Raw genomic sequence first — 25,167 nt, forward strand, 5'->3', positions numbered from 1 at the left:
CTCTGAAGCGAGGGATGGTTGTGTTTACCGGGATAAGGCAGAAATCCTAGTATAGTGTTCAGGTGACACGCTACGGCTTTCGGCTAAAGGGAGTGCCATCAATATGGAACCACAACGCTATCCGCACCGGATCTGCGTGTTCGGGGGAACCGGGTTCGTCGGCAGTCACCTGCTCAGACGGCTCGCTGCCGACCGGCATCACCTGCGGGTGGTCACCCGAAACCCGGAACGCCACCGCGACCTCTCGGTTCTGCCCTCGCTGGAAATGACGGAAGCGGATATTTCCAGCCCCAGGGGCCTCGATGAGGCGCTTGAGGGAATCGATGTCGTTATCAACCTGGTGGGCATCCTCAACGAACGCGGCAGGGACGGCAAAGGCTTCAGCAGGGTCCACGTGGATTTTCCACGGCGGCTGGTCGAGGCCTGCCTGTCCAAAGGCATTCCGAGGCTGCTGCACATGAGTGCCCTGGGGGCCGATTCGGCCTATGGGACGAGTCACTATCAGCGCACCAAGGGAGAAGGCGAAAACGTGGTGCACTCAGCGGCCGGCATTCGCGTAACCAGTTTCCGCCCCTCGGTGATCTTCGGTCCCGGCGATTCCTTTTTCAACCGCTTCGCCGAACTGTTGCGCCGCACGCCCGGCATCTTTCCGCTGGCGTGTCCGCAGGCGCGCTTCGCGCCTGTCTATGTCGGCGATGTCGCTGAAGCCTATGCCCGGGCCATCGATAATGCACGCACCTACGGTCAGCGCTACGAGCTTTGCGGGCCGCACGCCTATACCCTGCAGCAGTTGGTGGAGTACACGGCGCAAGCCTCTGAATTGAAAAGAAAGGTGGTGGGCCTCAACGACTTCCTTTCCCGCATGCAGGCGACGCTCCTGGAGCGAGTGCCGGGCAAACCCTTTTCGAAGGACAACTACCTTTCCATGCAGCGGGACAACGTCTGCGATGGGCCTTTTCCCGAAATCTTCGGGATTACCCCCGCATCCGTGGAGAGTATTGTGCCGACGTATCTCGGCAAACGGGATCAGCGCACCCATCTCATCCGCCTGCGCTCGCGCCACCGCTAACGTCCATAGCGCCCATGACACGTTGCGAACACGGATGGTGAGTCGTCTTCCGGGTTCTGCTTTGCAAAAGAATGGTCATCCCTTACATACATGGTGGGTTACATGCAGGTCTATCTGGTCGGCGGAGCGGTCCGCGACAAACTTCTCGGGCAACAGCCCCGCGATCGGGATTGGGTAGTGGTCGGCGCCACGCCGGAAGAGATGCTGGAAAAAGGTTTCAAGCCTGTAGGCAAGGACTTTCCGGTCTTTCTGCATCCGGAAACCGGTGAGGAGTATGCCCTGGCGCGAACCGAACGCAAGACGGCTCCCGGCTACCACGGATTCGAAGTCCACGCCGCACCGGATGTGACCCTCGAGGAGGACCTCAAACGCCGCGACCTCACCATCAACGCCATGGCCGAAGATAGCGAAGGAAACCTCATCGATCTCTTCGGCGGGAGAGAGGACCTCGAACTCGGCCGCCTGCGCCATGTCTCGCCTGCATTTGCAGAGGACCCGGTACGCATCCTGCGGGTTGCCCGTTATGCGGCCCGCTACGGCAAGTGGGGCTTTCGGGTGGCTCACACCACCAACAAACTGATGCGGCAAATGGTAGAGGCGGGCGAGGTGGATGCCCTGGTGCCGGAACGGGTATGGCAGGAGCTTGAGAACGCCCTGCGGGAAGAGACGCCCTCCCGCTTCTTCGAAGTACTGCGCGGCTGCGGAGCCCTGGGCAGGATCTTCCCGGAGCTGGAGGCGCTTTTCGGCGTACCCCAGCCCAAACAGCATCACCCCGAGGAGGATACCGGGGTGCATGTAATGATGGTCCTCGACCAGTCGGCCCGACTATCCAGCGACCCGCGGGTGCGCTTTGCGGCTCTGGTGCACGATCTGGGCAAGGGCACGACCCCGGAGACCGAATGGCCCAGTCACCACGCTCACGAACAGCGGGGCGTTGCCCTGGTCGAGGGACTCTGCGAACGACTACGCACTCCCAGGGAGTACCGCGATCTAGCCCTGGTCGTCACCAGACATCATGGCGTCTACCACCGCGCCGAAGAGCTGCGCCCCGCGACCTTCATCAAGACCCTCGAGGCCATCGACGCCTTCCGCCGCCCCGAACGAGTCGAACAGTTTCTTCTCGCCTGCGAAGCCGACTCTCGCGGACGCCCCGGCTTCGAGGAGCGAGACTTCCCCCAACCCGCCCTCTTCCGCCGCGCCTTCGAAGCCGCCAACAGCGTCTCCGCCAAGGCCATCGTCGACCAGGGCTACCGGGGCGCCGAGATCGGCGAAAGACTCCGTGAAGCCCGTATCGAAGCCGTTAAGACTTTCTTGAGAATATAACGGTGTGCCTTGCAACGCCTCATAGCACTGTATTCGGCCAACAGTCATTCCCGCGAAGGCGGGAATCCAGGCCATGGATGGCTGCTCTCGGCCAGTAACTGCCATAGCCGGAGTTCGAACGGCTGGCGGGTCTATACAGGACAACGGACGCCCGGTATCGAACCCTTCGACTGCTAATCACGGCCTACTTCGTCTTGGCGACCTCTACGCGGTTGCGCCCCTTTTCCTTAGCTTGGTATAGCGCCTGGTCGGCCCGCTTGCGGACGGTATCAGGTGATGAGTGCCGCGGCCGAGAGGCGCTTACGCCGATGCTGATGGTTACATACGGGGCGACCGGCGAGGTCTCGTGCGGAATAGAAAGCCTAGCGACGGCCTGATGCATCGTCTCGGCCAGTTGCCGTGCCCCTTCCAGCGGCGTTTCGGGCAGCAGTGCCAGAAATTCTTCACCGCCGTAGCGGGCAACCGTATCCGCCGGCCGTCCGAGGTTGCGCTGTAGGGCCTCCGCCACCCGGCGCAGGCACTCATCGCCTTGCAGGTGGCCGTAGTGGTCGTTGTAGGCCTTGAAGTGGTCGATGTCGATCATCAGCAGCGACAGCTCGCGGTCGTGGCGGGCCGTGCGCCGCCACTCCGCCTCCATTCGTCGCTCCATTGCACGTCGGTTCGGCAGGCCGGTGAGGGCATCATGCATCGCCTCGTGGGCGAGGACGGTATTGGCCTCGCGCAGCCGTGCCTCGCTCGCGGTCAGCGCCTCCTCCGCGCGCTTGTAGCGGGTGATGTCGTGAATGATACCGAGTCCCCCTTCGACACCGCCCGAGGCATCCCGTAACGGGGTCAGGAATACGTCCAACACCGCCTCAACCCCGAAGGCCGGGATGAAGTAGCGCCGCTCGGGCAGCCTAAGGCTGTCTCCCGCAAGTATTCGCTGGTAACTCGCCTCGCCCCCGGTTAACGCAAAGAAGGGGGGGATGTTCGCCAGCGGCCGGCCCCACGCGTCGGACTTGCTCACTCCAGTGACTCGTTCAGCCGGGGCGCTCCATACTGTGACATTGCCTTCGCGATCGAAGGCGAAGATGACGTCGGCGCTGTGGTTGAGGATCTCGTCCAGCAGCTCGCGCTCGCGGCGCAGCTGCTCGATGATTTTGGGTGTCTGCTTGGTCTCGTCGCTCACAGGCTTCTTCCTCGGGTATGCTTCGCCACTGCCGTTTCATCTTCCGCCCGGTATGAGTCGGAGACAGCTTTATCCCTCTTCCTTAGGCGAATGCGAAAGCGCGCCCCCTCCCCAGGGGCGCTTACCAAGCTCAGCTCTCCACCCGTTTCAGTGACCAGGGTGCGGCTGACCGAAAGACCCAGGCCCGTTCCTTCGCCCAGAGGCTTGGTGGTGAAAAATGGCTCGAAGATGCGCTCTCGAATGGTCTCCGGAACGCCCGGGCCGGTGTCATTCACCTCGATGACCACCGCTGCATCTTCACTCCAGGCGCGCACCAGGATTCGCTTTTCGGGCTCACCGTCGAGCGCATCGCGGGCGTTCAGGAGCAGATTCAGCAGCACCTGCTCCAACTGAGACCTGTTGGCCCGAACAGGCGGAAGGCCCTCTTCCAAATCGGTCTCTACCTCGACTCGCCGCACCTTCAGGTCAGCCCCGATCAGCGATAAGGTGTGCTGGAGCAGTACGGGCAGCGGAACATCCGTTATTTCGCCCTCAGTGGGTCGAGCAAAGCCCAGCATGCTTTTGATGAGATCGCGCATGCGCCCCAGCTCTTGATCGGCTTTCCCGAGGGCCTCGCCGGCACTCGGGGAGCCGGGATTGCGCCGTGCGTAGCCGACGAAGCCCATGACGCCCATCAGCGGGTTGCTTAACTCGTGCGCCACCCCTAACGCCATGGTGCCGAGCGCCACCATCTTTTCGGTCTGGGCTACCTGCTCCTGCGCGGTACGCAGTTCCTCCAGTGTCCGGGAGAGGCGGGTATTAGATTCCTGGAGCTTTGCCTCGTGCTCCTGCAGCGCCTCTTCTACACGCTTGTAGCGGGTGATGTCGTGAATAATGCCAAGCCCCGCCTCGACGCTGCCGGAGGCATCCCGTAACGGGGTCAGGAAAACCTCCAATACCGCTTCGACGCCAAGGACTTCGATGAAAAAGCGCGCCTCGGGCAACCGCAGGCTCTCTCCCGCCAGTACCCGCCGATAACTCGCCTCGCCTCCGGTCAACGCAAAGAAGCGGGGGATGGTCGCCACACCCCGTCCCCACGCGTGGGGCTTGTTGACGCCGGTCAGCCGTTCGGCCGGCGCGTTCCAAACGGTGATGCGGAGGTCGTGGTCGAAGGCGAAGATGACATCGGTGCTGTGATTAAGCGCCTTTTCCGACAGCTCGCGCTCGCGGCGTAGCTGTTCGGTGATTTCGCTCCTTTCGGGCCGCTCGTCGTTCATGTTTCGTGCGGCGCGTCCAGGCCGAGCACCTTCAGGAGCAAGTCGGTGTCGCTGAGGTCGCCGAACAACTCGCGCTGGCCCTTATCGGTGATGATAATGAGGGTCGGCACCATCAGTGCCCCCTCGTTCAGGGCCCGTAATGGTTCGTCGCGTACGTCAATCACCTCCAGTTCGAAGTGCCGGACCCTGTGCGTTTCGGCAACGGCATTGAGGTTGGCGAGTGCCGCCTCGGAAGGGGCCGTGTTGCTAAGGATGTAGAGGCGCAGGCGCATGGGCTTGTCGACTGCTCTCTCGGAGGCGTTGGCGGGCTCATCCATGCCTACTCCTCACCCGGACCGGGTCTGGTAGACTCTTCATCCGTGTCCGCGCGACGCATCGTACGCACCATCCCCCGCCGTTCGGCGGTTATCGACTCACGAAGCTGCTGCTCCTGTTCAAGCCGCTCAAGTTCAATGCGCCGCGCCTCCAGTTCCCGTTGCAGCGAAGCCCGTTCTACCTCCAACTGGCGCTGCGTCTCTTTGCGCCGGATCTCCGCCTCACACTCCAGCGCCTGCAGCCGTGCCGCCGCCTCCGCCTCGGCCGCCTCCAGTTCCCGCCGCTTGCGGGCGGTTTCGGTGCGCACCCGCGCCTGTTCCATTTTTTCCTGGGCCTCGCGTTCGGTCCGTAGCGCCCCCATCAGTACCTGGCCCTGAGCGACATAAACATCACTCAGGTTGACCCCTTCATTGCTCAGCACCATCTCCCGTACCTGGTTGGAGTGGCCGATGCCCCGCGCTTTGACGATAGTCAGCGCGCGGTTGCGCTCGCCACCGCTCGCTACGTAGGTGAGGTGAATCCAGGTATCGGCGATGGTCGAAACCCGAATCTTGGCCGCCTCGATGGTGGGGTCGACCGCTTCCATGAGGCTGGTCCCCAGGAGGGTGATACCTCGGCTCTTGGCTAGGCTCAGTAACCGCTGGGCCACCGCGAGCCCGGGCAGGCGTCCGCCGCCGTGGGCGAGCGCCGACATCGGGTCAACCACTATGCAGCGGGGCTCGTAGCCTTCGATGAGCGCCTTTATGCGTATTAGGTGCTCCTCGGCACTGCGTGCCCCGCCCTGCAGCGCATGCATCTGCAGCAGGCCGGTCTCCATATAAGGGGCGAGCCGGATGTTGACCGAGGCGATGTTGCGCACGATCTCATTGGGCGACTCGTCGAAGGCGATATAGAGGGTGCGCTCCTTGCGCCGGCAGGCTGCCTGCGCGAAGGCGCCCGAGAGGGTCGTTTTGGCGGTTCCCGGCGCGCCGGTGATGAGGATGCTGGAACCGCGAAAATAACCGCCGTTGAGCATGGTATCGAGCCGCGGAATGCCGCTGGAGACCCGCTCGTTGGAGACGGGGTAATCGAGCCGCCGCAGCCCGAAGCTACCGACCTCAATGCCCTCGGGGCCGATGGTAAAGGGGAATTCGTTCTGCTCGAAGGCCGAACCGCGGTACTTCAGAATGCGAAGCTCGCGCAGGGCAACTCGGTCGGTCACCCGGTAGTGCAACAGCAGCACGAAATCGGCCAGAAACAGGATGAACGGGTTAGTGATGGGGGGCTTTTCCTGCTCGACCGCTTCGATGCGGCTGGTCAGGATCCCGGTCAGTCCCTGCTCTCTCAGCCAATCGCGGATTCGGCGCAGCTCCTGGCGACCCAATTCGGGGTCGTGGAGCATTTCCAGGAGCACATCGAGCGAATCGAACACCACCCGCTTCGCCCCCATCTCCCGTACCTTCGCCTCCAGCGTGGTCAGCATCCCTTCCAGCGTGAAGGTGCCCGCCCGTGTCATCTCGGGCGAGAATTGCGCATCGACAAAGACCAGCTTCCCATCGCGCTCCAGCCCGGCGAGGTCCCAGGCGAAACTCGCGGCATTGGTGCGGATTTCTGCACACGACTCTTCGAAGGCGAGGAAGAGCCCGGGCTCTTCCGCATCCCTGGCCCCGTTGGCCAGCGTTTGCAGGGCGAGCACGGATTTACCGGTCCCCGGACCGCCCAGCACCAACGAAATACGTCCACTGGGCAGACCACCGTCCGCGACTTCGTCGAAACCGGGGATACCGGTGGGGACCTTCACCAACTCCTTGGCCGGATGCGGTTCGGTGCACTCGCTCACGATGGACTCCTGTCGATTCGCGCTAAGGCAAGTGTAGTGAATGGCCGCTGGGGGACCGACACCACTTGCGCGGGAGGCCGCCCGGGGATACGGCGAGCGTGAATACCGGATATAAGGGGGAGTTGAAGCGGGTGCCGATTTTCCGCTTGTCTCGCTTTTTTAATGACTTGGACAGCGTGTCGAGGGGTTAGCCTCGGACGTTTATCGATACCATACGTTTCTCTGCTCAAACCAGGGGCTTTCTGTGATCCCGCAACAGCCTGGATTTTGGGCCAACTAGCGGCGCAGTCAGGGGGAGCGTGCGGCATCTTTGAAGTGCACGGGCGGCGCACACCATGACCAGCCGGAGACGGGCACTTGTTGGATTCGTAGCCAGGAAGAAGGCCAATACTGGCGCACCGATGTGGCCGATGACGGGCCCGGCATCCCCTAGGAAGAGCGAGAGCGGGTATTTCGAATGTTCACGTCGCTGGACAAGAAACCAGGCGAGCAGCATACGGGAATCGGCTTGGCCGTGGTTCGGAAGTTGGTGCGCAGCTATGGCGGCCAGATCGACGTCACCGACAACCAGCCGCGAGGCGCGGTATTTCGGATACGGTGGCCGAAATAGTTTTTATGGCCACTTAAAGTCGCTAAGCAGACGTTGCCAACGTCAATGCACGCGGCGGCTTTGGGTCGTTTGCGGCCATTCGGGTATGAACTCCCGTCTTCTCGGAAATGACGGTGGTGGGTCGATAGCTGCCGGTCGCCGCCGACCTTTCGCCTTCGTACCAGCGACAACGTTAGGGCGACCCAAGCGGCTTGCTATCGGCTCAAAAAAGGAAGCAGAGATGGGCATCCGCATCCCTGCTTCCCGCTGCGCGGCTGCGCTATTCCCAGCGGCCCTCGAAGAGGGGTTCGATGGGGTGTCGGCTCTTGCGGATGCGCAGATCGGAAAACATCTCGGCACTGTTTACGTCTTCATCTTGCGGATCCAGATCGATCTCCAGCTCTCGCTCGGCATCCTCACGCGCACCGATCATCATCAGTTCGGCACCTTCATAATCCAGATAGTCGGGCGGTTCGATCTCGATGAAGCGACGGTCGCGGAATTTCTCCATCAGGTGCTTCGGGAATCGGGCCTGCTGGCGCCTGCCGAGTCCGGCACTCGGTGGGGAGGGTTTATCAGGATTCTTGACGCTGACGACAAAGCTCGCCTCCGGTGCGATGTTGAGTTCCTTCTGGACCTCGTCAGGCTCCTTGGGCAGTTCCAGCGCATAGGCGAGGTGGGTGTGACCACCGTGCTCGACCAGCGCATAGACCCCTTCTCCGGCGGGCCGGGCCGGTGGAACCTGCCGCGTTCCCCGGGTCTTGGTCTCGTAGGTCTCTGCCTCGAACTCCTTTCGCAGCTTTACGGCCGATTCCTCGACTCCGCCCACGAAGCCCCAGTACCGCTCCCCGCCGTCATGGATTTCCGGTAACCGTTTCCGGCCCATTACCAGCAGGCGGTAACGTTTCTTGCCCTGGGGACTGAGCACCATATAGACCCGCTGTACGTCCTCGAGGCCCTCCACCTGCTCAACGCCAACCCTGGGGCGATAGAGGAAATAGATGTTCCCGTGTTCGATGGTCTCGGACATTGCAATGCCCTCCGTGGCAAAAAAATATGGCGCCAGCCTCAACCGATTCGGTCGTCAATCAGCTCTATCACATTGTTGAACCGGGTCAGAGCGAGAGCCAATCCCAGCAGGACGCCGGTGGTATTGGCGAGCATATCGGCCACTTCGAAATGCCGAATGCCCCCGAGTCCCTGCAGAAACTCCAGCCCAATGCCCATGGCGGTAAACAGTGCGGCATAGAGCAGGCGCGGAGGCCAGCTACGGTACAGCTGCACAAACCATCCGGTAAGCACCATATAGGCCAAAGCGTGCTGTACCTTGTCACTGCCGCTCAGGCTGAAACCGAAGCTCGGCGGAGCCGACATGAGAGAGACCCAGGCCATCATCGCCGCAATCAGCCAGCCGATGCCGAGCCACAGTCCCTTGCGATTCAGATCACGCATACACAGCCAGCAGAGCCCCTCCAAGGAGCAGACGATAAATGACGAACGGCATCATGCCGATTCGTTCCAGCAGTTTCAGAAAGAAGTGAATACAAAGATAGGCGCTAAGAGCGGCCACCGCAGTACCGACCAGCAAGGGCGTCCAGATGACGCTCTCACCGGCACCGATCAGCTCCACGGTACTGAGTCCCCCGGCAATCGCGATCACCGGGATGGACAGCAGAAACGAAAAACGGGCGGCGCCCTGCCGATCAAGCCCCATCATCAGGCCGGCTGTCATGGTGATCCCCGAACGCGAGGTGCCGGGGATGAGGGCGATCGCCTGGGCGACGCCGATCACCAGTACATCCTTCCAGCCTACGGTGTGCTCACTGCGAAGACGCTGCCCGCGGGCATCGGCCCACCACAGGAGCACCCCGAAAATGATAGTGGTGGCGGCAATCACCAGGGGCGAGCGCAGGCTCGTTTCCACCACGTCCTTGAAGGCCAGACCCGCCACGCCAACGGGAACGGTGCCAAAAAGGACCCCCCAGGCAAGCCGGCTTTCCCCCACCAGGCGCCGCTCCAACAGCGAACGACCCCAATCCACGATCATCGGGCGCAACTCGCCGCGGAAATACCAGACAACCGCTGCGAGGGTGCCGACGTGGACCGCGACATCAAATGCCAACCCCTGGTCCTCCCAGCCAGTGAGGGCGGGCAGGAGAATCAGATGCGCGGAGCTGGAGACGGGGAGAAACTCGGTCACGCCCTGGAGTAACGCCAGGAGCACAGCTTGAACCAGATCCATCGTCGTCTCCGTCAGCGACGCTGGGCGATGAGCCGCCCATAGCGACCTTCACGGGTCACTGTGCTGTCGATGACGGCAAAACCGGTCCGATGCAGCAGGTAGTAGAGGTCTTCACGTGAGAAGCGGTTGTGTTCGACAAAGTGAACGAACAGGTCCTCCAATTCGTCGACGGGGGTCTCAGGGTCGAATAGTCGCCCCTCGTCGGTCTGATTACGCACGTAGACTTCGAGCGGAGCCCGCACCCAGTCGAGAATCAGTAAGCGGCCACCTGGCCGCAGGCAGCGCGTGAGTTCCTGCAGCGCACGCACCGGCTGATTCATCTCGTGAAGCACGACCGAGGCCACTGCTGCATCGACGGAGGCCTCTTCGAGGGGAAAATGCGGGTCATGCAGGTCTTGACAGAGCAGTTCGCCGTTGTCCGGGAGCGTTTCGGCTGCATCCAGCATGTAAGGTGCACACTCCACGCCGACCACACGAGCCGCGGGATAGCGTTCGGCAGCCGCCTTGACGAACATGCCGGGGCCCGCACCCAGATCAAGGATCACCGGCCGTTCGGAGTAGGCCGGAACGACCCACTGCTCCCAATCCGCCCAGAACGCCTCGTCAAAGCGACGCTCGAAACTCTCCTTCATCATTTGGGCAAAGCGTTCGCCATCCCTATGGTGGCGGGCCAGCATTTCCCGGGTCTCTTTCATCCGTTCAGACATCAGTTTCCTCGATGTATCGCTTCGCCAGATGGGTAGTTTACCCGATCAACCTTACAAGAGAACCGGGACCCGATGGCAACAGTGGAAATCGGAGTCGCCAGATCGATCCTTCACTCAGGAAAACATCCGAAGGTGGGTCTATACCTCTAACAGGTATTCGAAAAAGTTTTCTTGCCCGGGGAGGTCAGGATGCTCCCCACCCCAGCCCCTCGCGAGAGGCAGGGTCTTTCGAACTCCTGCCAGGAAGATCAAAAACAAGGTAGGGAATCATGGAAAACACCGCCCATTTTTATCGTCAGCTACCGGTCAGCCCCACTCAGCACCAGACCCGAATGCTCGAGGAGATCGCCTATCTGGAGGCGCGCCTGCGCGACATCGGCATCACCGGCGACTGTGCCTATGAAAAATCTCTGGCACGCACCTATGACGTCTTGCTGCGCGAACGCCGCGAACAGCTGGCCGATTCCGGGATCCAACTCTCGCGCCCGGACGAGTGACAGGCAGCCACGAGTGCGGCAGGTCCAGGAGCCTGCCCGGGAATAGCAATGGGCGCCAAAATGTAGGTTGGCGCTGAGGAACGCAGCCCAACAAAATCAGCGTGGGGTTCGCATAACTCACCCCAACCTACAAAAACGATGTTCTCAGAGGCGTCCGCGATGGTCCCGCCACGTAAAGCCCGTAAGCACTCCGTCCAGGCTACGGGTCAGGGCAAGGACCTTGAACAACTCGCCCATCTCTCCCGGCAGGGTCAGCCGTTTGATCGCTGCGGCCTTATCCAGCCGCCCCCTGTCACTGGTGTCCTCCGCCATCCCCGCCAACCCGTTCGCCAGCAGGAAGTTCGTCTGATTGGTAAATCCCGCCACCCGCAGACCGGCATCGTGGGCCGCCTCGGCGATCGCGGTAAAGTCCACGTGGGTGGTGATATCCTGCAGACCGACATACCGGTAAGGGTCCTGGTGGGAGCGATGGCGATAATGGCACATCAAGGTCCCCTCGCTACGTTCCGGATGGTAAAACTCCCGACGTGGGAATCCGTAATCAATCACCAGCGCGGCACCTCGTTTTAGCACCGAGGCGAGTTGCCGGGTCCAGTCCCGGGCCGCGAGATTGAGTTCAGACACGTAGCCCTCGGTCAGCGAACACTCACTCACCAGGTCCTCCATAGAGCGTTCCACCCTTGCATCATCAGGGCGGTCCCAAATCTCCGAAAACCGCTCTCCATCAAGGCCTACAAACTGCTCTTCGACACCATCGGCGGCGACCCGGAAGCGGTGCACCGGCATCGCGTCCAGGACCTCATTGGCCAGCACCACGCCCTCGAAGATTTCGGGCCAACTCTCCAGCCACTGCACCCGTTCAACAAGATGCGGGACACGCAAGCGCAGCGCCTCCTGCTGCCGTTCCCGAAGATCGGCACTCACCTCGAGTATCCAGTATGCTGTAGGCAGATTGCCGGTCCGCTCCAGTTCCGCCAGGACGTCGGCAGCCATGACCCCGGAACCGGCCCCGAACTCAAGGATATCGCCCCCGGTGCGGCCCAGGATCTCGGCGCTTTGGTGGGCAATGCAGCGGGAGAAAAGAGGTGTAAGCTCGGGGGCGGTGACAAAATCACCCGCCTCGCCGAACTTGCGACTTCCCGCGCTGTAGTAACCCATGCCGGGGGCATAGAGGGCCAGTTCCATGAAGCGCGCGAAGCTCACACGGGCGTTTTTGGCGCGGCGAATCTCCTCGCGGATCGCGGCGCAGAGCCGGTCACTAACGGCGGCGGCAGCCGGGTCGGGTGGCGGCAGTTCCTGCAGCGAACGAGCGGCCGTGCGGGGATCGGGATTCGAGTTAGAGAACATGATTCAGGCTTCCATAGCGCACAAGTGAGAAGTCTGCCAAATCCGAAAGAAGGGGAGAAGCACGTTGGAGAACGAAACACTCGACGGCAAGGTCGTCCTGATCACCGGCGCCGCTCACCGCATCGGTGCCACCACTGCCCGCACCCTGCATGCGGCGGGAGCCAATATCGTTTTGCACTATCGCGGATCGCGAAGAGGCGCACACGCCCTCCAGGAAGAGCTCAACGCCGAACGCAAGGAGTCGGTCGTGCTGGTTCAGGCCGACCTTCACCAGACCGGGAAGCTTTCGGCGCTGGTGCGGGACGCAAAGGAGGCCTGGGGACGCCTCGATGTACTCGTCAACAACGCCTCCACCTTCTATCCGACAGCCGTCGGCGAAGTCGGTGAAGAGGAGTGGAATGACCTCATTGGCACCAATCTCAAGGCCCCGTTTTTTCTCGCCCAGGCTGCCGCACCCCACCTGCGCGCATCTCGCGGCTGTATCATCAATATCGTCGACATCCATGCCGATCGCCCCCTGAAGGGCCACCCGGTGTACAGCATAGCCAAGGCGGGGCTGGTGATGCTCACCAAGTCGCTCGCCGGCGAACTCGGGCCCGATGTGCGGGTCAATGCCATCGCGCCCGGTGCCATTCTCTGGCCGGAAAACGACATGGACGAGGTCACCAAACAGCGCATCGTCTCCCGGACCTTCCTCAAACGCCAGGGGAGCCCGCGGGATATCGCCAAGACGGTCCTGTTCCTGACACGGGACGCCGATTACATGAGCGGCCAGGTCCTGACCGTCGACGGAGGCCGCTCCCTGAATTCTTAGGCCTGAAGGCCGACCTACAGCAACGGTCGTGTAGGTCGGGCTTTAGCCCGTCGAACGCCAATCACGGCCTGAAGGCCGACCTATGGCAGCGTGTCACCATGGGGCGGGCTTTACTCGTCAAAACCCCAATCGAATTCTACCGGCCAGAGCTGCTGCTTCTCTTTGTCGAAACGCACCCAGAGATCGATAAAACGAACCCCTTCCTGCGGATGCAGCGTTTCCGGGGCAATTTCGGCCAGGGGCCAGAGAACAAAGGCGTTTTCGAGGATCTCGAAGCGCGGGATCTGGGGGTCGGCACAGACCCGATCGTCGTAGAGAAGCATGTCCAGGTCGAGGGTCCGCGAGGAGAAGCGGGGGCCGCTTCGGTCACGGCCGTTCCTGTCCTCAATCTCCCGCAGGCCCGCGGCGACCGCCTCCACCGGTTCGGCGGTGTCGAATCCGGCGACCAGGTTGAAGAAATTGTCGCCTTCGAAACCCACCGCTTCGCTCTCATACACCGAGGAGAGAATCAGCGGCCCAAACCGCTCGCGCAGGGCGAACACACCGGCACGGATACTGGCCTCACGGTCGATATTGCTGCCGATGCTGACGTAAACCCGCGGCATGCTACCCCTTTGAGCGCTCGATAATGATGCCGACGTCACCCGCATAACGCACCGCACCCTTTTTATTGATGCGCACCTTGACCCGGGGGACATCGAACTCCTCGATGATGATTGCGGCGACCTGTTCAGCCAGCGTCTCCACCAGCTGAAAACGGCTCTCCTCCACAAAACTGATAAGGCGCTTGGCAACCGCCTTGTAGTTGAGGGTATCGTCGATATGGTCGCTCTGTGCGGCTTTTCGAATATCCGTGGCCATCTCCAGATCAATCGAGATGGTCTGCTTGATACGGCGTTCCCACTCGAACACGCCAATCACAGTGTCGATCTTGAGATCGTTCAGATAGATGATGTCGGTCATCAGCCGGCAATGTCCTTGTGTAGGCGGAGCGGCGAGGATACCCCAAACCAGGTGCGAGATTCGAGGTGCAAGATACGAGGGGCTGAGTGCGCCGCACCCATGCTTAATCGATAAAACGCGGGCGAAGCCCGCACATTCCCTCGAATCTCGTATTTTGTACCTCGATTCTTCGCCGTGGCATTATAATGCCCGCACGCCCGCAACGGACCGTCTCCTATGGCAGCCGCCGACTATGCCCTGATCACCCTGGCCTATGCACTGGGCTCCATATCCACTGCCATTCTCGTCTGCCGACTGGCAGGCCTGCCGGACCCCCGCACCGAGGGCTCGAACAACCCGGGCGCCACCAACGTACTGCGGCTTGGCGGTAAAAAGGCCGCCGCGGCCACACTGGCCGGCGACTTTCTGAAAGGACTGCTGCCGGTGCTGATCGCGCGCCTGTTCACGGCGGAACCCGCAACCCTGGCCCTGGTAGCCATGGCCGCATTCCTCGGCCACCTCTACCCCGTCTTCTTCGGGTTCCGCGGTGGAAAAGGGGTGGCCACTGCTTTTGGTGTCCTGCTGGGGCTCACCTGGCCGGTGGCTCTGGCCGCCCTCGCGACCTGGCTGGTGATGGCCAAGGTGTTCCGGATATCCTCTCTTTCTGCGCTCACCGCCGCCGCACTGGCTCCCGTCTACGCCCTTTGGTTTTCGCCCCAGCCTGCCCTGGTTGGCATGCTCACAGCCATGGCTGCACTGCTCATCTGGCGACACCGCTCGAATATCCGCAATCTGCTGGCCGGCAAGGAGAGCCACATCGGGCAGGAATGATGGATGAAATCACGTAGAGCCCGATTGTAGATTGTAACCAGCGGGTGTAGGGAGAGCCGATCGGCTCCGGACCGAGGGAAACGGCACACTTGGAGAATGCGCCCTACGGGCGATTTGCGCTTTCCACCAGCTTGCGCGCTTCCGATTGAGACAGGTGCTTCCAGGGCAGCGGGATAATGCCCGGTACGCGGCGCCGGTACTCGCGATAGACGTCTCCGTGATAGGTGATCAGCTTGCGCTCCTCCATCCTGGAGCCGATGAACAGATAGAGACTGATCATCACGGCGGTGGTGAAAAAGAGCACGTTCATGTCACGGGTCCAGAGGAGGACCAGTCCGAGAAAGTACCAGGGATGGCGGACCCACCGATGCAGTGGAGAGAGGTAAAAGCCCTCCTGATCCTCGACGCGGGTCTCGTGCCCACGCCACTGCTGCGTGCCGAGGAATTCGCCCATTGAGTAGTAGCGTGTGGTCCAGAAAAAGCCGAGCAGGGCTGCCAGGGCAAGGCCGTTGGCGAGCCAGGCGGCGAGTCCCTCCCAGCGCCACAACCAGGGTGCGGGATAGAAAAGCGTGATGACCAACAGCGGCAGGATCAGCACCACGGATTGCAGGTTGTAAAACAGACGATAGCCGCGGATCGCCCCGGGCCAGTGGCGGGCCACCCACTGCTTGGTCTTCAGGGAAGCCAGCAGCGAATGCAGGGCGAAGTAGGCGGTCCAGCCGACCACCAGCACAATAACGGCGTTTTCAGTTTGCATCCTTGCAGGTTACTACGAAGGCGCTGAAATCACGATGGAGTCGCGTAGGGTGCATTCTCCAAATGCACCGCTTCGCCGGTTATAACCAGGGGTTCCACGGGAATACGAGAAAACAGATTTTTCACGTCCGTTGTGCGTGCGACTCACGGACACGCTCCAGCAGCCGGAGGGCGTCCCAGGGCGCGTGGCCTTCGCTGTCATTGTCGAAATAGACATGCACATCGCGCCCCTCCTGCAGCCATTTGCGCGCTTTTCCGGCCCACTCATCAAGCAGTGAATCACTGTAGCGGGACGCGTAGGTACGGGTGTGGCCATGCAGGCGGATATAGACCACATCGGTGGTCACAGCGTCCCACAACGGCCAGTCGGCGGCATCGGACTGACACACCGCAACCCTGTGCCGGGCCAGGCACTCGGCCACCTCCTCATCGAACCAACTGCTGTCCCGAAACTCGATGGCGTGACGGACCCGGGGCCAGGTATCGAGACTGCCGGCGAAGGCCTCCAGACGCTCCATCGACTTTTTCAGGCTTCGCGGCAGTTGCCAGACCACCGCCGCCAGTTTTTCCCCCATCGGCTCTGCACGCCCCCGTTCCAGCGCCACCGAATCCGCACTATCTTTCAGCTTTTTGTTGTGAGTAACAAAACGGTGTCCTTTCATGGTGAAGCGAAACTCGGGAGATGCGACATCGTGCCATTTGCGGAAGGTCTCCGGTGACTGCAGCCGGTAGAAGGTGCCGTTGATTTCGATACCGGTAAAGCTGTCGACGCAATGACGCAACCAGCGGGTTTGCGGAACACCCTGATAGAACCCCTCCTTCCAGCCCTTGTAATTCCAGCCGCTGGTGCCGATGTAGGCGTGCGCCACGCCACTCTATCCTTCAGGCTCCTCGCCCGGATCCCTGAGTTCCGGGGCAAGCACGGCATCGATAGCTGCGCTCCGTCGCTTATAGCGCTCGGTGAAACTGCCCGGTGAAGGGGTAATGTACTCCCGGTAGTTAAAGCCGTTTTGGGCGATGTAATCCCGGTACTGTTCGGCCAACTCGAGCCGTTCCCGCATCAGTTCCTCTCTGTGATCGCTCATCCCGTGCTCCCGTACCGGTTTCGACTACCGTAACTATGGAAAAACACCGGCCATTTGTCAGTACGGTAGACTGCGATTCATGGAATGGTTTCCCCTAGCCCTGCTGTCTGCCTTCGCACTGGCCTCCGCCGATGCCGTTACCAAGCGCTTCCTGTATGCGTACTCCAGCCGTGAACTGGTGCTGGTGCGCTTCGGGGTAGCCGGACTACTGCTGGTGCCGCTGGCGATAATGCACCCACTGCCGCCGGTCCCGCCGCTGTTCTGGGGGCTGGTGCTCCTGCTGATCCCCCTCGAACTGGCAGCCATGTGGCTGTACATGACGGCCATTCGCGATGCACCGCTGCACCTGACGGTGCCCTACCTGGCCTTCACCCCGGTTTTCAACATCGGAACCGGTTGGCTGATCCTGGGCGAGACCGTTTCCATGGAGGGTTTCGCCGGTGTGCTGTTGGTGGTCGCAGGCGCCTGGCTGCTCAATGTGCGCCGCAGCAACGGTTTCGGCCTGCAGGCGTGGCTGGAGCCGTTTCGCGCCATTCTTCGAGAGCGCGGTTCACGGACGATGCTGGGTGTGGCGTTGATCTACAGTGTCACATCGGTGGTTGGCAAGGCGGCCATGGGGTATGCGACCCCGCTGAGTTTCGGGCCCTTTTACTTCGTGGTACTGGGAGGCGTGGCCGTTTTGCTGTTCGCCTTCCCGCGCCCTTCACGACTGTCGGTGCTGGTCCGCCGGCCGGGAATTCACCTGTTGGTGGGGCTGTTTATGGCAACCATGGTCGTGACCCATTTTCTGGCGCTGGACCGCATCGAGGTGGCGTACATGGTGGCGGTAAAGCGCACCAGCCTGCTGTTCGGCATCGCCTATGGTGCCATCTGGTTCAGCGAACGCGGTTTGCCCCGCCATTTGGCGGCAGGGTCGTTGATGGTGGCGGGAGTGGCACTGATCCTGCTCTGAGCCGCTGGTTGGCGGGCGTAAAGATAATCGCGGGTCAGCGGCACGGTATCCAGGCGCTGTGACAGCTGAAACTGGAACACGGCCATATCGCGGACGCGGAAGGCGGCCTCGCAACTCGCCAGATAGAAAGTCCACATGCGGTAAAAACGTTCTCCGAAGCGCTCTACCACAGCATCGCGCTGCCGCTGAAAGCGATCCCGCCACTCTGCAAGGGTGCGGGCATAGTGCAGACGCCACACCTCCACGTCGGCCGTAACCAGTCCGCCCGTACCCGCCGCATCGCCAATTTCCGAGAGTGTAGGGATACGGCCACCCGGAAAAATATAACGCTGTATCCACGGGTTGGAGCCAGTGGGTGTGAAACAACCGATGGAGTGAATCAGGGCTACCCCGTCAGTTGCCAACAGGCGTTTTACCTGCTGAAAATAGGTCGGGTACTGGGCACGGCCCACGTGCTCGAACATGCCGATGCTGACAATGCGGTCGTACTGGCCGGCATGCTCGCGATAGTCCTGCAGGTGAAAACGTACTTTATCGGCAACACCCCGTTCCCGGGCGCGCTGCGTCGCCACCCGCTGCTGCTCGGTAGAGAGCGTCAGTCCGGTGACATCGACATCGAACTCTTCCGCCAGCCGAATCGCCATTCCGCCCCAGCCACTGCCGATGTCAAGTACCCGCTGACCCGGCTCCGGTAACAGCTTTTCGGCAATATGCCGGCATTTGGCTTTCTGGGCCGCCTCCAGATCCATCTCCGGCTGTTCGAAATAGGCGCAGGAGTACTGCAGGTCCTCATCGAGAAAAGTACGAAACAGCCCTTCGTCGAGATCATAGTGATGGGCGACATTGCGACGACTGCGGCCGATCCGGTTGGGACGAAACCAGTCGAAGAGAGCGGTCGTAAGGCGCGCCATCTGTCCCCTTGGCGGTGGAAAATTCTCCATAAGTGTGACGAGCAGGCCGGCCAGGTCATCGGTGTCCCACGCCCCATCCATATAGGTTTCACCAAGCGCCAATTCCGGATCACGCACGATGCGGCCGGTCGCCCGCTGGTCATCGAAGCGCCAGCAGACCTCTGGTTCTTCCTGGCCGAAGCGGTGACGCTCGCCGTTCGGGAGATGCACCTCGACGCTGCCGCGGCGCAGGTTCTTTTCGAGGGTCCGAAGAAAAAGCTTCTGCATCAGTCCTTCCGCTGATAAGTTGACGTTAGTTCCCTTCCGCGAGCACATGCCCGAACTGGATGGAACTACCTGAATACCCGCAAATTGGTGTCGGCATTCGAACAGGCCGTGCGCAAAAAGCGATCACTTATCCCAGAAGTTTCGACACTAGCGGCCGTTAGTCAAGGTAATCACGGGTTGAGCTACACTTCGCGTTCATATTTCACCGCGAGGGCACGATGAACGCACTGGTCAATCTTCAGGTAATCCCGATCGGCACCGATGTTTCGGTCTCGGCCTATATTGCTGCCTGTAAAACCATTCTCGACGAGGCGGGACTGGAAACGGAACTACACGCCAATGGCACCAATATCGAAGGGGAGTGGGACAGGGTTTTCGAGGCAATCAAGCGCTGTCATGAGCGGGTCCACGAGATGGGCGCACCGCGCATCCAGACCCTCATCAGCGTTGGCACCCGCACCGACAAAGAACAGTCGCTGAGCGACAAGGTGGAGAGTGTCGGGCGCCGGACCCAGGAATAGCCATGGCCCCGAAATGTAGGTTGGCGCTGAGGAACGAAGCCCAAAAAATCAGCGCCGGGGTGTGCATAACTCACCCCAACCTACAAGAAACGGTGCTCTCGGGACAGGCTGCCAGCTCACTTTCGACGATGCTCTCGCTCCTCTCTGGCCAGCTTTCTGGCGAGGTAATTACCCGGCCTGGTATAAGGCGCGACAGCTGCATAAAGCGTGGGGACGACAAACAGCGTCAGCAGGGTCGACAGCAGCATGCCACCGATTACGGTGATACCGATCGTGGTGCGCCCCTCCGCGCCGGGTCCGGTAGCGAGGGCGAGCGGCAAGGCACCGAAGATAGTCGCCACCGAGGTCATCAGGATCGGGCGCAGCCGGACCTCGCCGGCACGAAGCGCAGCAGAGCGGACATCCTCCCCCGCATCACGAATCTGGTTGGCGAAATCCACCAACAGAATGCCGTTTTTTGCCACCAGCCCGATGAGCAGCACCAGACCCACCTGGCTGAAGATGTTGAAACTGTCACCGGCAATCCAGATGGCGAACAGACCACCGGTAAAGGCCAGCGGTACAGCGAGCATCATTACCAGCGGATGCAGGAAGCTCTCGAACTGGGCGGCAAGAATCAGGTAGACGATGAGCAACGCCATCAACATGACGAACACCACGGCGCTCCCCGCCTCCTGGTAATTCTCCGCCTGACCGATCCAGCGGATACGTGCCTGCGGCGGCAGTGTCTCCGCCATGGTCGCCTCGAGGCTGTCGATGGCGTCACCATAGGCGATGCCGGGCGCGAGCGAGGCATTGAAAGTGACCGAGGGCGAGCGATCGACGCGCCTCAATTCGGTAGGGGTCCCCACCTCGGTGAGAGAGACGATACTGCGAAGGGGCACCAGACGCTCGTCACTGGTACGGAGAAAGACGTTATTGATGTCGTCGGGCGTATCGCTATCGCCGGATTCCGCCTCCACCACCACCTCGTAGATCTCCGCATCCTCGATAAAGTCAGTGATGTCCTGACCACCGAAGAGGATACCCAGCGCCTCGCCGATGGTGCGGGCATCGATACCCAGGTCCGCCGCCCTGCGCCGGTCTACCCGCAACTGCAGTTGCGGCTGACGCTGGTTGTAGTCGAGCCGCGTGTCGACCAAAAACGGTATCTGCTCCACCCGCTCCAGCAGCATCTGCCCCCAACGGGCCGCGGTCTGGTGATCCGGGCCGCCGATCGCCACCTGCACCGGCGCTTCGAAACCGCCCTGCTCAAGCGAGGGCGGATTCACGGCAAAGGCGCGGGCGCCAGGTAGCATCAGCAATTGCGGAAACAGTTCCGCCTGCAGCTGCTGCTGGGGGATATCACGCTCGTCCCAGTGCTTCATGTCGACGATGAGAAAGGCCTGATTGACCGCACCCGCTCCCTCCTGCCCGGCGGCGACGATGCTCAGCACATTGTCGACCGGACCGTCACCACCATAGCGCTGGACGATCGCCTCGATGCGATCCACCATCGCCTGCGTATACTCCATGCTGGCGCCCTCGGGCGCCTCCACGGGAATGATGATCGCACCCCGATCCTCGATTGGGGCAAGCTCCCTCGGCAGAGCCTGGAGCGCGAACCAGGCCAGCAGACTGATCACCAGTGCGACCACCATCACCAGAAGGGGCCGATCCACCACGCCCTTGAGGGCGCGGCAGTACCCCCGGGAGATACCCTCCAGGGCAGCCTCCGAGGTCCGAAACAGGCGACCATGCGGTTTCTGTCTCTTGGTGCCGGCCAGTTTCGAGGAGAGCATGGCGCCAAGAGTCAGCGCAACCAGACTGGAGAAACTTACCGCGGCGGCCAGGGCGATCCCGAACTCGGTAAACAGCCTGCCGGTATCACCGGGAATGAAGGCCAGCGGCACGAACACCGAGATCAGCACCAGCGTGGTGGCGACGACCGCAAAGGCCACTTGACTGCTGCCGCGCACGGCCGCAAGCAGACGCGGTTCGCCGTCTTCATTGCGTCGGTAAACGTTCTCCAGCACCACGATGGTGTCGTCCACCACCAGTCCGATGGCCAGTACCAGCGCGAGCAGCGTGAGCGTGTTAATCGAAAAATCCAGCCACCAGAGCACCAGGAAGCTGGCAATTAGCGAGACCGGAATCGTGGCGGCGGGCACCAGCGTGGCGCGTGGTGACCGGAGGGCCATGAAGATCACTGCGACCACCAGGCCCGCCGTTATCGCCATGGTTTTCAGGACCTCGAAGATGGAGCCCTGGATAAAGACCGCCTCACTATAGGCCACCGACAGGTCCACACCGCGCGGAAGCTCCTCCCGCAGCTGATCCAGCCGCGCCTCGACGGCACTGGCCACCGCCAGTGTATTGGATTTGGATTGCCGCACCACGCCCAGGCCGACGGCCGTCTGCCCGTTCACGGCCACCGCCGTACGTGTGGACTCCGGCCCGATCTCCACCCGCGCAATATCATCCAGGGTGACCTGGTAGTTTCCGCTTGCACGGATCACCAACTCGCGAAACTCCTCGGGTGTCTGCATGCGGGTCAGGGTGCGTACCGTGAACTCCCGCTGCGTCGACTCCACGCGTCCCGCCGGCAATTCCAGGTTTTCCCTGCGAAGGGCGTTGGCCACATCCCCTACCGTGACATCCGCAGCCGCCATGGCCTGTACATCGAGCCAGATGCGCATGGCCTTGCGACGCGAACCGCCGACAATCACTCTCGCCACGCCGGATACCACCGACAATTGGTCGGCCAGGGACTGCTCGGCATATTCGCTCAACTCAATGGCCGAACGTTCATCAGAGGTCAGGGTGATCCACATCACCGGTTGCGCATCCGCCGATACCTTGGAGACCACCGGCTCCTCCACTTCGTCGGGCAGATTGCGTCGGGCGCGGCCCAGCCGGTCACGCACTTCCGCGGCCGAGGCATCCAGATCCTCGGCGAGCTGGAATTCAATCGAAATCTCGGAGACCACATCCCGGCTGGTGGAGGTGATGCGCTTGATGCCCTGGATGCCGCTCACCTGCTCCTCGATCACCTCGGTGACTTCCCGGTCCACCACCTCCGCCGAGGCGCCGGGATAGAGCGTAGTCACCGAGACCACCGGCGGGTCGATATCGGGGTATTCGCGTACCGGAAGCTGCTGAACGGCGGCGATTCCGGTGACCACCAGCAGGAGACTGATTACCGTCGCCAGGACCGGGCGCTGAATACTGGCGGTGGAGAGGATCATTGTGCCTTTGGCGGTGGGCCGCCCTGTTCATCTCCGGCCAGCTGCACGCGCTGACCGGACTGCACCGTCTGCACACCGCGAACCACTACCCGGGTGCCGGGTTCCAGGCCTTCGAGGATCTCCGCCTCGCCGGGCTGGCGCACACCGATCCGCACCGACCGACGCTCGACCTGCAGCTCGCTTCCCACCACATAGACGTAGCTTTCACCGCCCTCGAAAACGATCGCCTCCTCGGGAATCAGCACGGCATCGGCACGGCTATCCACGACGGTCTTCACTCCGACAAAGGCTCCCGGTTTCAACCACTCGCCCGAGGCCTCGAGCCCCCCCTCCACGGCTACCGAACGGGTTGCGGGATCGATGATGTTGTCGATATGCACCACGCTTCCAACGAGGCGCCGCTCAACGCCCGCATCGATCTCGATGGGGAGCCCGGGCTTCAGCTGCATTAGCAGCTCCGAAGGCAATTCAAACTGCACCTTGTACGCACCGGTGGTCGCCAGTGTGGTAATCACGGCACCCGGCTCGATCAGTGCCCCCGGGCTGACTCTGCGTAGCCCGACACTGCCGGCGAACGGTGCCGTGATCTGCCGCTCCTTGAGAGCCACTTCGGCTTCCGCCACCCGTGCCCGTGCCGTCGCCATCCGTGCCTCTGCCTCATCGATCTGCGCCGGAGAGATCTGCACGCCCGCTTCCAGCCCCTGAAGCCGGTTGAGTTGACGTCCGGCATCGCGCTGCTCTGCCCGGGCGACATCCAGGGCCGCCTGCTCCCTGCCGGAGTCGAGTGTCACGAGAACCTGGCCGGCCTCGACCCGCCCACCTTCCGAAAAACGGATTTCCGCAGCCTTGCCGGTGACCTGGGAGGTAATGTCAGTGCGTTCCGCCGCCTCTACAGTGCCGACCGCCTGTACGCTCACCTCGACCCGATCACGCCGCGCAGTAGCGACCTCCACCACCGGCGGCGGTCTCTGCATCTCGGCGGGCGCACCGCCCCCATCGACCGGTCCCCGGGTCATCAGCAGCCAGCCCGCCGCCAACACCAGAACAGCCACGCCAACGGCGATGGATACCTTCGCCTTGGTCCTCATCGGGAATCTCTCAAAGAGTTCCCTTAAGTGAAGATGCCTCCCCATACCCGATCAAGCCGCCGCAGTGTACCGGGAGTCGCAGGCATGCTATTTGTTCAAAAGGTGTCGCTGTGAAGGGAGCTGAACCTTTTGGACCTCGACATTGACCCTTGCAGGAGCGTGCGGTAACTACTGACGTATCGAGACAGGCCTCTCCTGCCACCTTTGAAAGACAAGCGTTCATAGGAAGATATGCCCCAAACCGACAAGCTCAAACGCAAGGTTGAGACCCTCGGCAGCGAACTCGCGGAGTGTCTACGTGCTCTTGAGCAAGCCACCGGGCTCCAGAGTGTTCTGGGAGACGCAATAGAAACCTTCCTCGATCCGGTCTTCCTGCATGATCGTGATGGACGGATCGTATACGCCAATCGTCCCTATCTGGAACTGGCGGAACTCGCGAGCGAACAGGTGCTCGGGCATTTCTACTGGGAGGTTCTGCCAGCGGGCAGTGGCCCGACAGCTGGTTGCCTGAAGGCGCTGGTGGAGCCGGGGGTGCAAGAAGAGGAAATCAGGGAGTCCGACGGGCGGATACTGCGCATGCGCTCGTTCGCGTTATACCGGGAGGCCGGCGAACCGGGTTCGGTCCACTCACTGCACATGCTGGAGAATATTACCGAACGCAAACGGCATGAGGAGTCCCTGCAACGCGCAAACGAGGAGTTACAGCGTTTCACCGATATCGCCGCTCACGATCTCAAAGCTCCATTGCGTGCAGTACATGGCTTGTCCAGCTGGATCGAAGAGGAGGTCTCCGGGAAACTTTCTGACGCGGGTCGTGAACATATGCGGCTGCTACGGCAACGGGTCCAGTTGATGGATGACCTTATCGACGCCATGCTCGACTACTCCCGGGCGGGCACCGAAGTTGCCGAGGTCGAGGAGGTGGAGAGCCTGGAGTTGGTACGGGAGATCATCGAAACTCATGGTGTTCCCGAAACCTTCACGATCACGGTTGCCCCGGACTTGCCCCGCCTGAAGACGGACCGCCTGCATTTGCGGCAGGTTTTTGCCAATCTGGTCGGAAACGCCATCGAGCACCACCAGCGCCCGGATGGTCACGTGTGGGTCTCTGCTCGAGACCTCGGAGACCGCTACGAGTTCTCGGTAATAGACGATGGTCCCGGCATTCCTCCAGAGTACCAGGAGCGGATCTTCGAGATGTTTCAACACGGACCAAACCGAAAGCCGGGTACCGGAGTCGGCCTGGCAGTTGTGAGACGCTTGGTCGAGCGTTTCGGCGGGCGAATTACGTTGGAATCGGTGTCCGGCCGGGGCTCAACTTTCCGTTTCACCTGGCCGAAGATAATCAGAGCAGAACATCAGCCGTGAGAGGCGCATGTTGGAAGTGTGCCCACCGGCACGCGAGCAAGCCACTCATCATCGTTTGAAGGACAGGCGGTGA

25 protein-coding genes and 1 pseudogene are annotated in these 25,167 nt (G+C 61.6%); 9 read left to right on the forward strand and 17 right to left on the reverse strand.

Annotation, left to right across the window (positions count from 1 at the left end; translation table 11 throughout):
- Positions 1–103 precede the first annotated feature (103 nt).
- Both BLP65_RS03765 and BLP65_RS03770 read left to right on the forward strand, forming a co-directional pair.
- A complete protein-coding gene (locus BLP65_RS03765; protein WP_092992767.1) occupies positions 104–1,069 on the forward strand; it encodes a complex I NDUFA9 subunit family protein in 966 nt (321 codons plus the stop codon).
- 102 nt (positions 1,070–1,171) lie between these two features.
- The gene (locus tag BLP65_RS03770) at positions 1,172–2,392 is read left to right on the forward strand and encodes a multifunctional CCA addition/repair protein (RefSeq protein WP_092992769.1); all 1,221 of its coding nucleotides are present in this window, start codon (positions 1,172–1,174) and stop codon (positions 2,390–2,392) included.
- Positions 2,393–2,576: 184 nt separating this feature from the next.
- Here BLP65_RS03770 and BLP65_RS03775 read toward each other — a convergent pair whose 3' ends face one another.
- Genes BLP65_RS03775 through kaiC form a run of 4 tightly spaced genes read right to left on the reverse strand, consistent with a single transcriptional unit; the run spans position 2,577 to position 6,950 of the window.
- Complete coding sequence (locus tag BLP65_RS03775; protein WP_092992770.1) at positions 2,577–3,560, reverse strand: sensor domain-containing diguanylate cyclase; 984 nt, start codon at positions 3,558–3,560, stop codon at positions 2,577–2,579.
- Positions 3,557–4,816 carry a PAS domain-containing sensor histidine kinase gene (locus BLP65_RS03780; protein ID WP_092992772.1) on the reverse strand — a complete coding sequence of 420 codons (1,260 nt, stop codon included), beginning with the start codon at positions 4,814–4,816 and terminating at the stop codon, positions 3,557–3,559. Before BLP65_RS03780 ends, BLP65_RS03775 begins: the two co-directional genes overlap by 4 nt.
- Positions 4,813–5,133, reverse strand: coding sequence for a circadian clock KaiB family protein (locus tag BLP65_RS03785; RefSeq protein ID WP_092992774.1), 321 nt, complete (start codon positions 5,131–5,133; stop codon positions 4,813–4,815). The genes BLP65_RS03780 and BLP65_RS03785 overlap by 4 nt, the downstream gene beginning before the upstream one ends.
- Before the next feature lie 2 nt (positions 5,134–5,135).
- Complete coding sequence (gene kaiC / locus BLP65_RS03790) at positions 5,136–6,950, reverse strand: circadian clock protein KaiC (RefSeq protein ID WP_175452425.1); 1,815 nt, start codon at positions 6,948–6,950, stop codon at positions 5,136–5,138.
- Between the two features lie 445 nt (positions 6,951–7,395).
- On the opposite strand from kaiC, the pseudogene BLP65_RS03795 reads away from it, so the two are divergent.
- Positions 7,396–7,560 (forward strand): annotated as a pseudogene (locus BLP65_RS03795) (ATP-binding protein); the annotation flags it as partial.
- 259 nt (positions 7,561–7,819) lie between these two features.
- Here BLP65_RS03795 and BLP65_RS03800 read toward each other — a convergent pair.
- The 4 genes from BLP65_RS03800 to BLP65_RS03815 are packed head-to-tail and all read right to left on the reverse strand — an operon-like array spanning position 7,820 to position 10,488.
- Positions 7,820–8,569 carry a hypothetical protein gene (locus BLP65_RS03800; protein ID WP_092992780.1) on the reverse strand — a complete coding sequence of 250 codons (750 nt, stop codon included), beginning with the start codon at positions 8,567–8,569 and terminating at the stop codon, positions 7,820–7,822.
- Positions 8,570–8,607: 38 nt separating this feature from the next.
- Positions 8,608–8,991 (reverse strand): VanZ family protein, encoded by a 384-nt coding sequence (locus BLP65_RS03805; protein ID WP_092992782.1) that lies wholly within the window; start codon positions 8,989–8,991, stop codon positions 8,608–8,610.
- Entirely contained in the window at positions 8,984–9,781 is a 798-nt protein-coding gene (locus tag BLP65_RS03810; RefSeq protein ID WP_092992784.1) for an undecaprenyl-diphosphate phosphatase, read from the reverse strand. The genes BLP65_RS03805 and BLP65_RS03810 overlap by 8 nt, the downstream gene beginning before the upstream one ends.
- 11 nt (positions 9,782–9,792) lie before the next feature.
- Positions 9,793–10,488, reverse strand: coding sequence for a class I SAM-dependent methyltransferase (locus BLP65_RS03815; protein WP_092992786.1), 696 nt, complete (start codon positions 10,486–10,488; stop codon positions 9,793–9,795).
- A 269-nt stretch (positions 10,489–10,757) separates the two neighbouring features.
- Between BLP65_RS03815 and BLP65_RS03820 the strand changes: the two genes are divergently transcribed.
- Positions 10,758–10,985, forward strand: coding sequence for a hypothetical protein (locus BLP65_RS03820; protein ID WP_092992788.1), 228 nt, complete (start codon positions 10,758–10,760; stop codon positions 10,983–10,985).
- Positions 10,986–11,129: 144 nt separating this feature from the next.
- On the opposite strand, the gene BLP65_RS03825 is transcribed toward BLP65_RS03820, so the two are convergent.
- Entirely contained in the window at positions 11,130–12,332 is a 1,203-nt protein-coding gene (locus tag BLP65_RS03825; RefSeq protein WP_092992790.1) for a class I SAM-dependent methyltransferase, read from the reverse strand.
- Positions 12,333–12,396: 64 nt separating this feature from the next.
- Between BLP65_RS03825 and BLP65_RS03830 the strand changes: the two genes are divergently transcribed.
- Positions 12,397–13,146 carry a pteridine reductase gene (locus BLP65_RS03830; RefSeq protein WP_092992792.1) on the forward strand — a complete coding sequence of 250 codons (750 nt, stop codon included), beginning with the start codon at positions 12,397–12,399 and terminating at the stop codon, positions 13,144–13,146.
- Between the two features lie 110 nt (positions 13,147–13,256).
- Here the strand turns inward: BLP65_RS03830 and folK are convergent, their stop codons facing one another.
- Positions 13,257–13,751, reverse strand: a complete 495-nt coding sequence (folK, locus tag BLP65_RS03835) for a 2-amino-4-hydroxy-6-hydroxymethyldihydropteridine diphosphokinase (protein ID WP_092992794.1) — start codon at positions 13,749–13,751, stop codon at positions 13,257–13,259.
- A gap of 1 nt (position 13,752) precedes the next feature.
- The gene (gene folB / locus BLP65_RS03840) at positions 13,753–14,109 is read right to left on the reverse strand and encodes a dihydroneopterin aldolase (protein ID WP_092992796.1); all 357 of its coding nucleotides are present in this window, start codon (positions 14,107–14,109) and stop codon (positions 13,753–13,755) included.
- Positions 14,110–14,325: 216 nt separating this feature from the next.
- Between folB and plsY the strand changes: the two genes are divergently transcribed.
- Positions 14,326–14,919: a glycerol-3-phosphate 1-O-acyltransferase PlsY gene (gene plsY, locus BLP65_RS03845; protein WP_092992798.1), complete on the forward strand. Its 594-nt coding sequence runs from the start codon at positions 14,326–14,328 to the stop codon at positions 14,917–14,919.
- Between the two features lie 103 nt (positions 14,920–15,022).
- On the opposite strand, the gene BLP65_RS03850 is transcribed toward plsY, so the two are convergent.
- From BLP65_RS03850 to BLP65_RS03860, 3 genes are all read right to left on the reverse strand, one after another.
- The gene (locus BLP65_RS03850) at positions 15,023–15,676 is read right to left on the reverse strand and encodes a methyltransferase family protein (protein ID WP_092992800.1); all 654 of its coding nucleotides are present in this window, start codon (positions 15,674–15,676) and stop codon (positions 15,023–15,025) included.
- Positions 15,677–15,797: 121 nt separating this feature from the next.
- Positions 15,798–16,544 (reverse strand): DUF72 domain-containing protein, encoded by a 747-nt coding sequence (locus tag BLP65_RS03855; protein WP_092992802.1) that lies wholly within the window; start codon positions 16,542–16,544, stop codon positions 15,798–15,800.
- Between the two features lie 6 nt (positions 16,545–16,550).
- Positions 16,551–16,760 (reverse strand): hypothetical protein, encoded by a 210-nt coding sequence (locus BLP65_RS03860; RefSeq protein WP_092992804.1) that lies wholly within the window; start codon positions 16,758–16,760, stop codon positions 16,551–16,553.
- A gap of 79 nt (positions 16,761–16,839) precedes the next feature.
- Between BLP65_RS03860 and BLP65_RS03865 the strand changes: the two genes are divergently transcribed.
- Complete coding sequence (locus tag BLP65_RS03865) at positions 16,840–17,712, forward strand: DMT family transporter (RefSeq protein WP_092992806.1); 873 nt, start codon at positions 16,840–16,842, stop codon at positions 17,710–17,712.
- Here the strand turns inward: BLP65_RS03865 and BLP65_RS03870 are convergent.
- The gene (locus BLP65_RS03870; RefSeq protein ID WP_092992808.1) at positions 17,619–18,890 is read right to left on the reverse strand and encodes an SAM-dependent methyltransferase; all 1,272 of its coding nucleotides are present in this window, start codon (positions 18,888–18,890) and stop codon (positions 17,619–17,621) included. The two genes, BLP65_RS03865 and BLP65_RS03870, sit on opposite strands and share 94 nt — an antisense overlap.
- 218 nt (positions 18,891–19,108) lie before the next feature.
- Here BLP65_RS03870 and BLP65_RS03875 point away from each other — a divergent pair, with 218 nt between their 5' ends.
- A complete protein-coding gene (locus tag BLP65_RS03875) occupies positions 19,109–19,411 on the forward strand; it encodes an MTH1187 family thiamine-binding protein (protein WP_092992810.1) in 303 nt (100 codons plus the stop codon).
- A gap of 116 nt (positions 19,412–19,527) precedes the next feature.
- Here the strand turns inward: BLP65_RS03875 and BLP65_RS03880 are convergent, their stop codons facing one another.
- Together BLP65_RS03880 and BLP65_RS03885 are read right to left on the reverse strand one after the other, a co-directional pair.
- Positions 19,528–22,638 carry an efflux RND transporter permease subunit gene (locus tag BLP65_RS03880; RefSeq protein ID WP_092992812.1) on the reverse strand — a complete coding sequence of 1,037 codons (3,111 nt, stop codon included), beginning with the start codon at positions 22,636–22,638 and terminating at the stop codon, positions 19,528–19,530.
- Positions 22,635–23,726, reverse strand: coding sequence for an efflux RND transporter periplasmic adaptor subunit (locus BLP65_RS03885; RefSeq protein ID WP_175452426.1), 1,092 nt, complete (start codon positions 23,724–23,726; stop codon positions 22,635–22,637). Before BLP65_RS03885 ends, BLP65_RS03880 begins: the two co-directional genes overlap by 4 nt.
- Positions 23,727–23,957: 231 nt before the next feature.
- On the opposite strand from BLP65_RS03885, the gene BLP65_RS03890 reads away from it, so the two are divergent.
- A complete protein-coding gene (locus BLP65_RS03890; RefSeq protein WP_092992816.1) occupies positions 23,958–25,094 on the forward strand; it encodes a sensor histidine kinase in 1,137 nt (378 codons plus the stop codon).
- Positions 25,095–25,167: the final 73 nt, after the last annotated feature.

The sequence above is a fragment of the Thiohalomonas denitrificans genome, assembly GCF_900102855.1.
GTDB classification, from domain to species: Bacteria; Pseudomonadota; Gammaproteobacteria; order Thiohalomonadales; family Thiohalomonadaceae; genus Thiohalomonas; species Thiohalomonas denitrificans.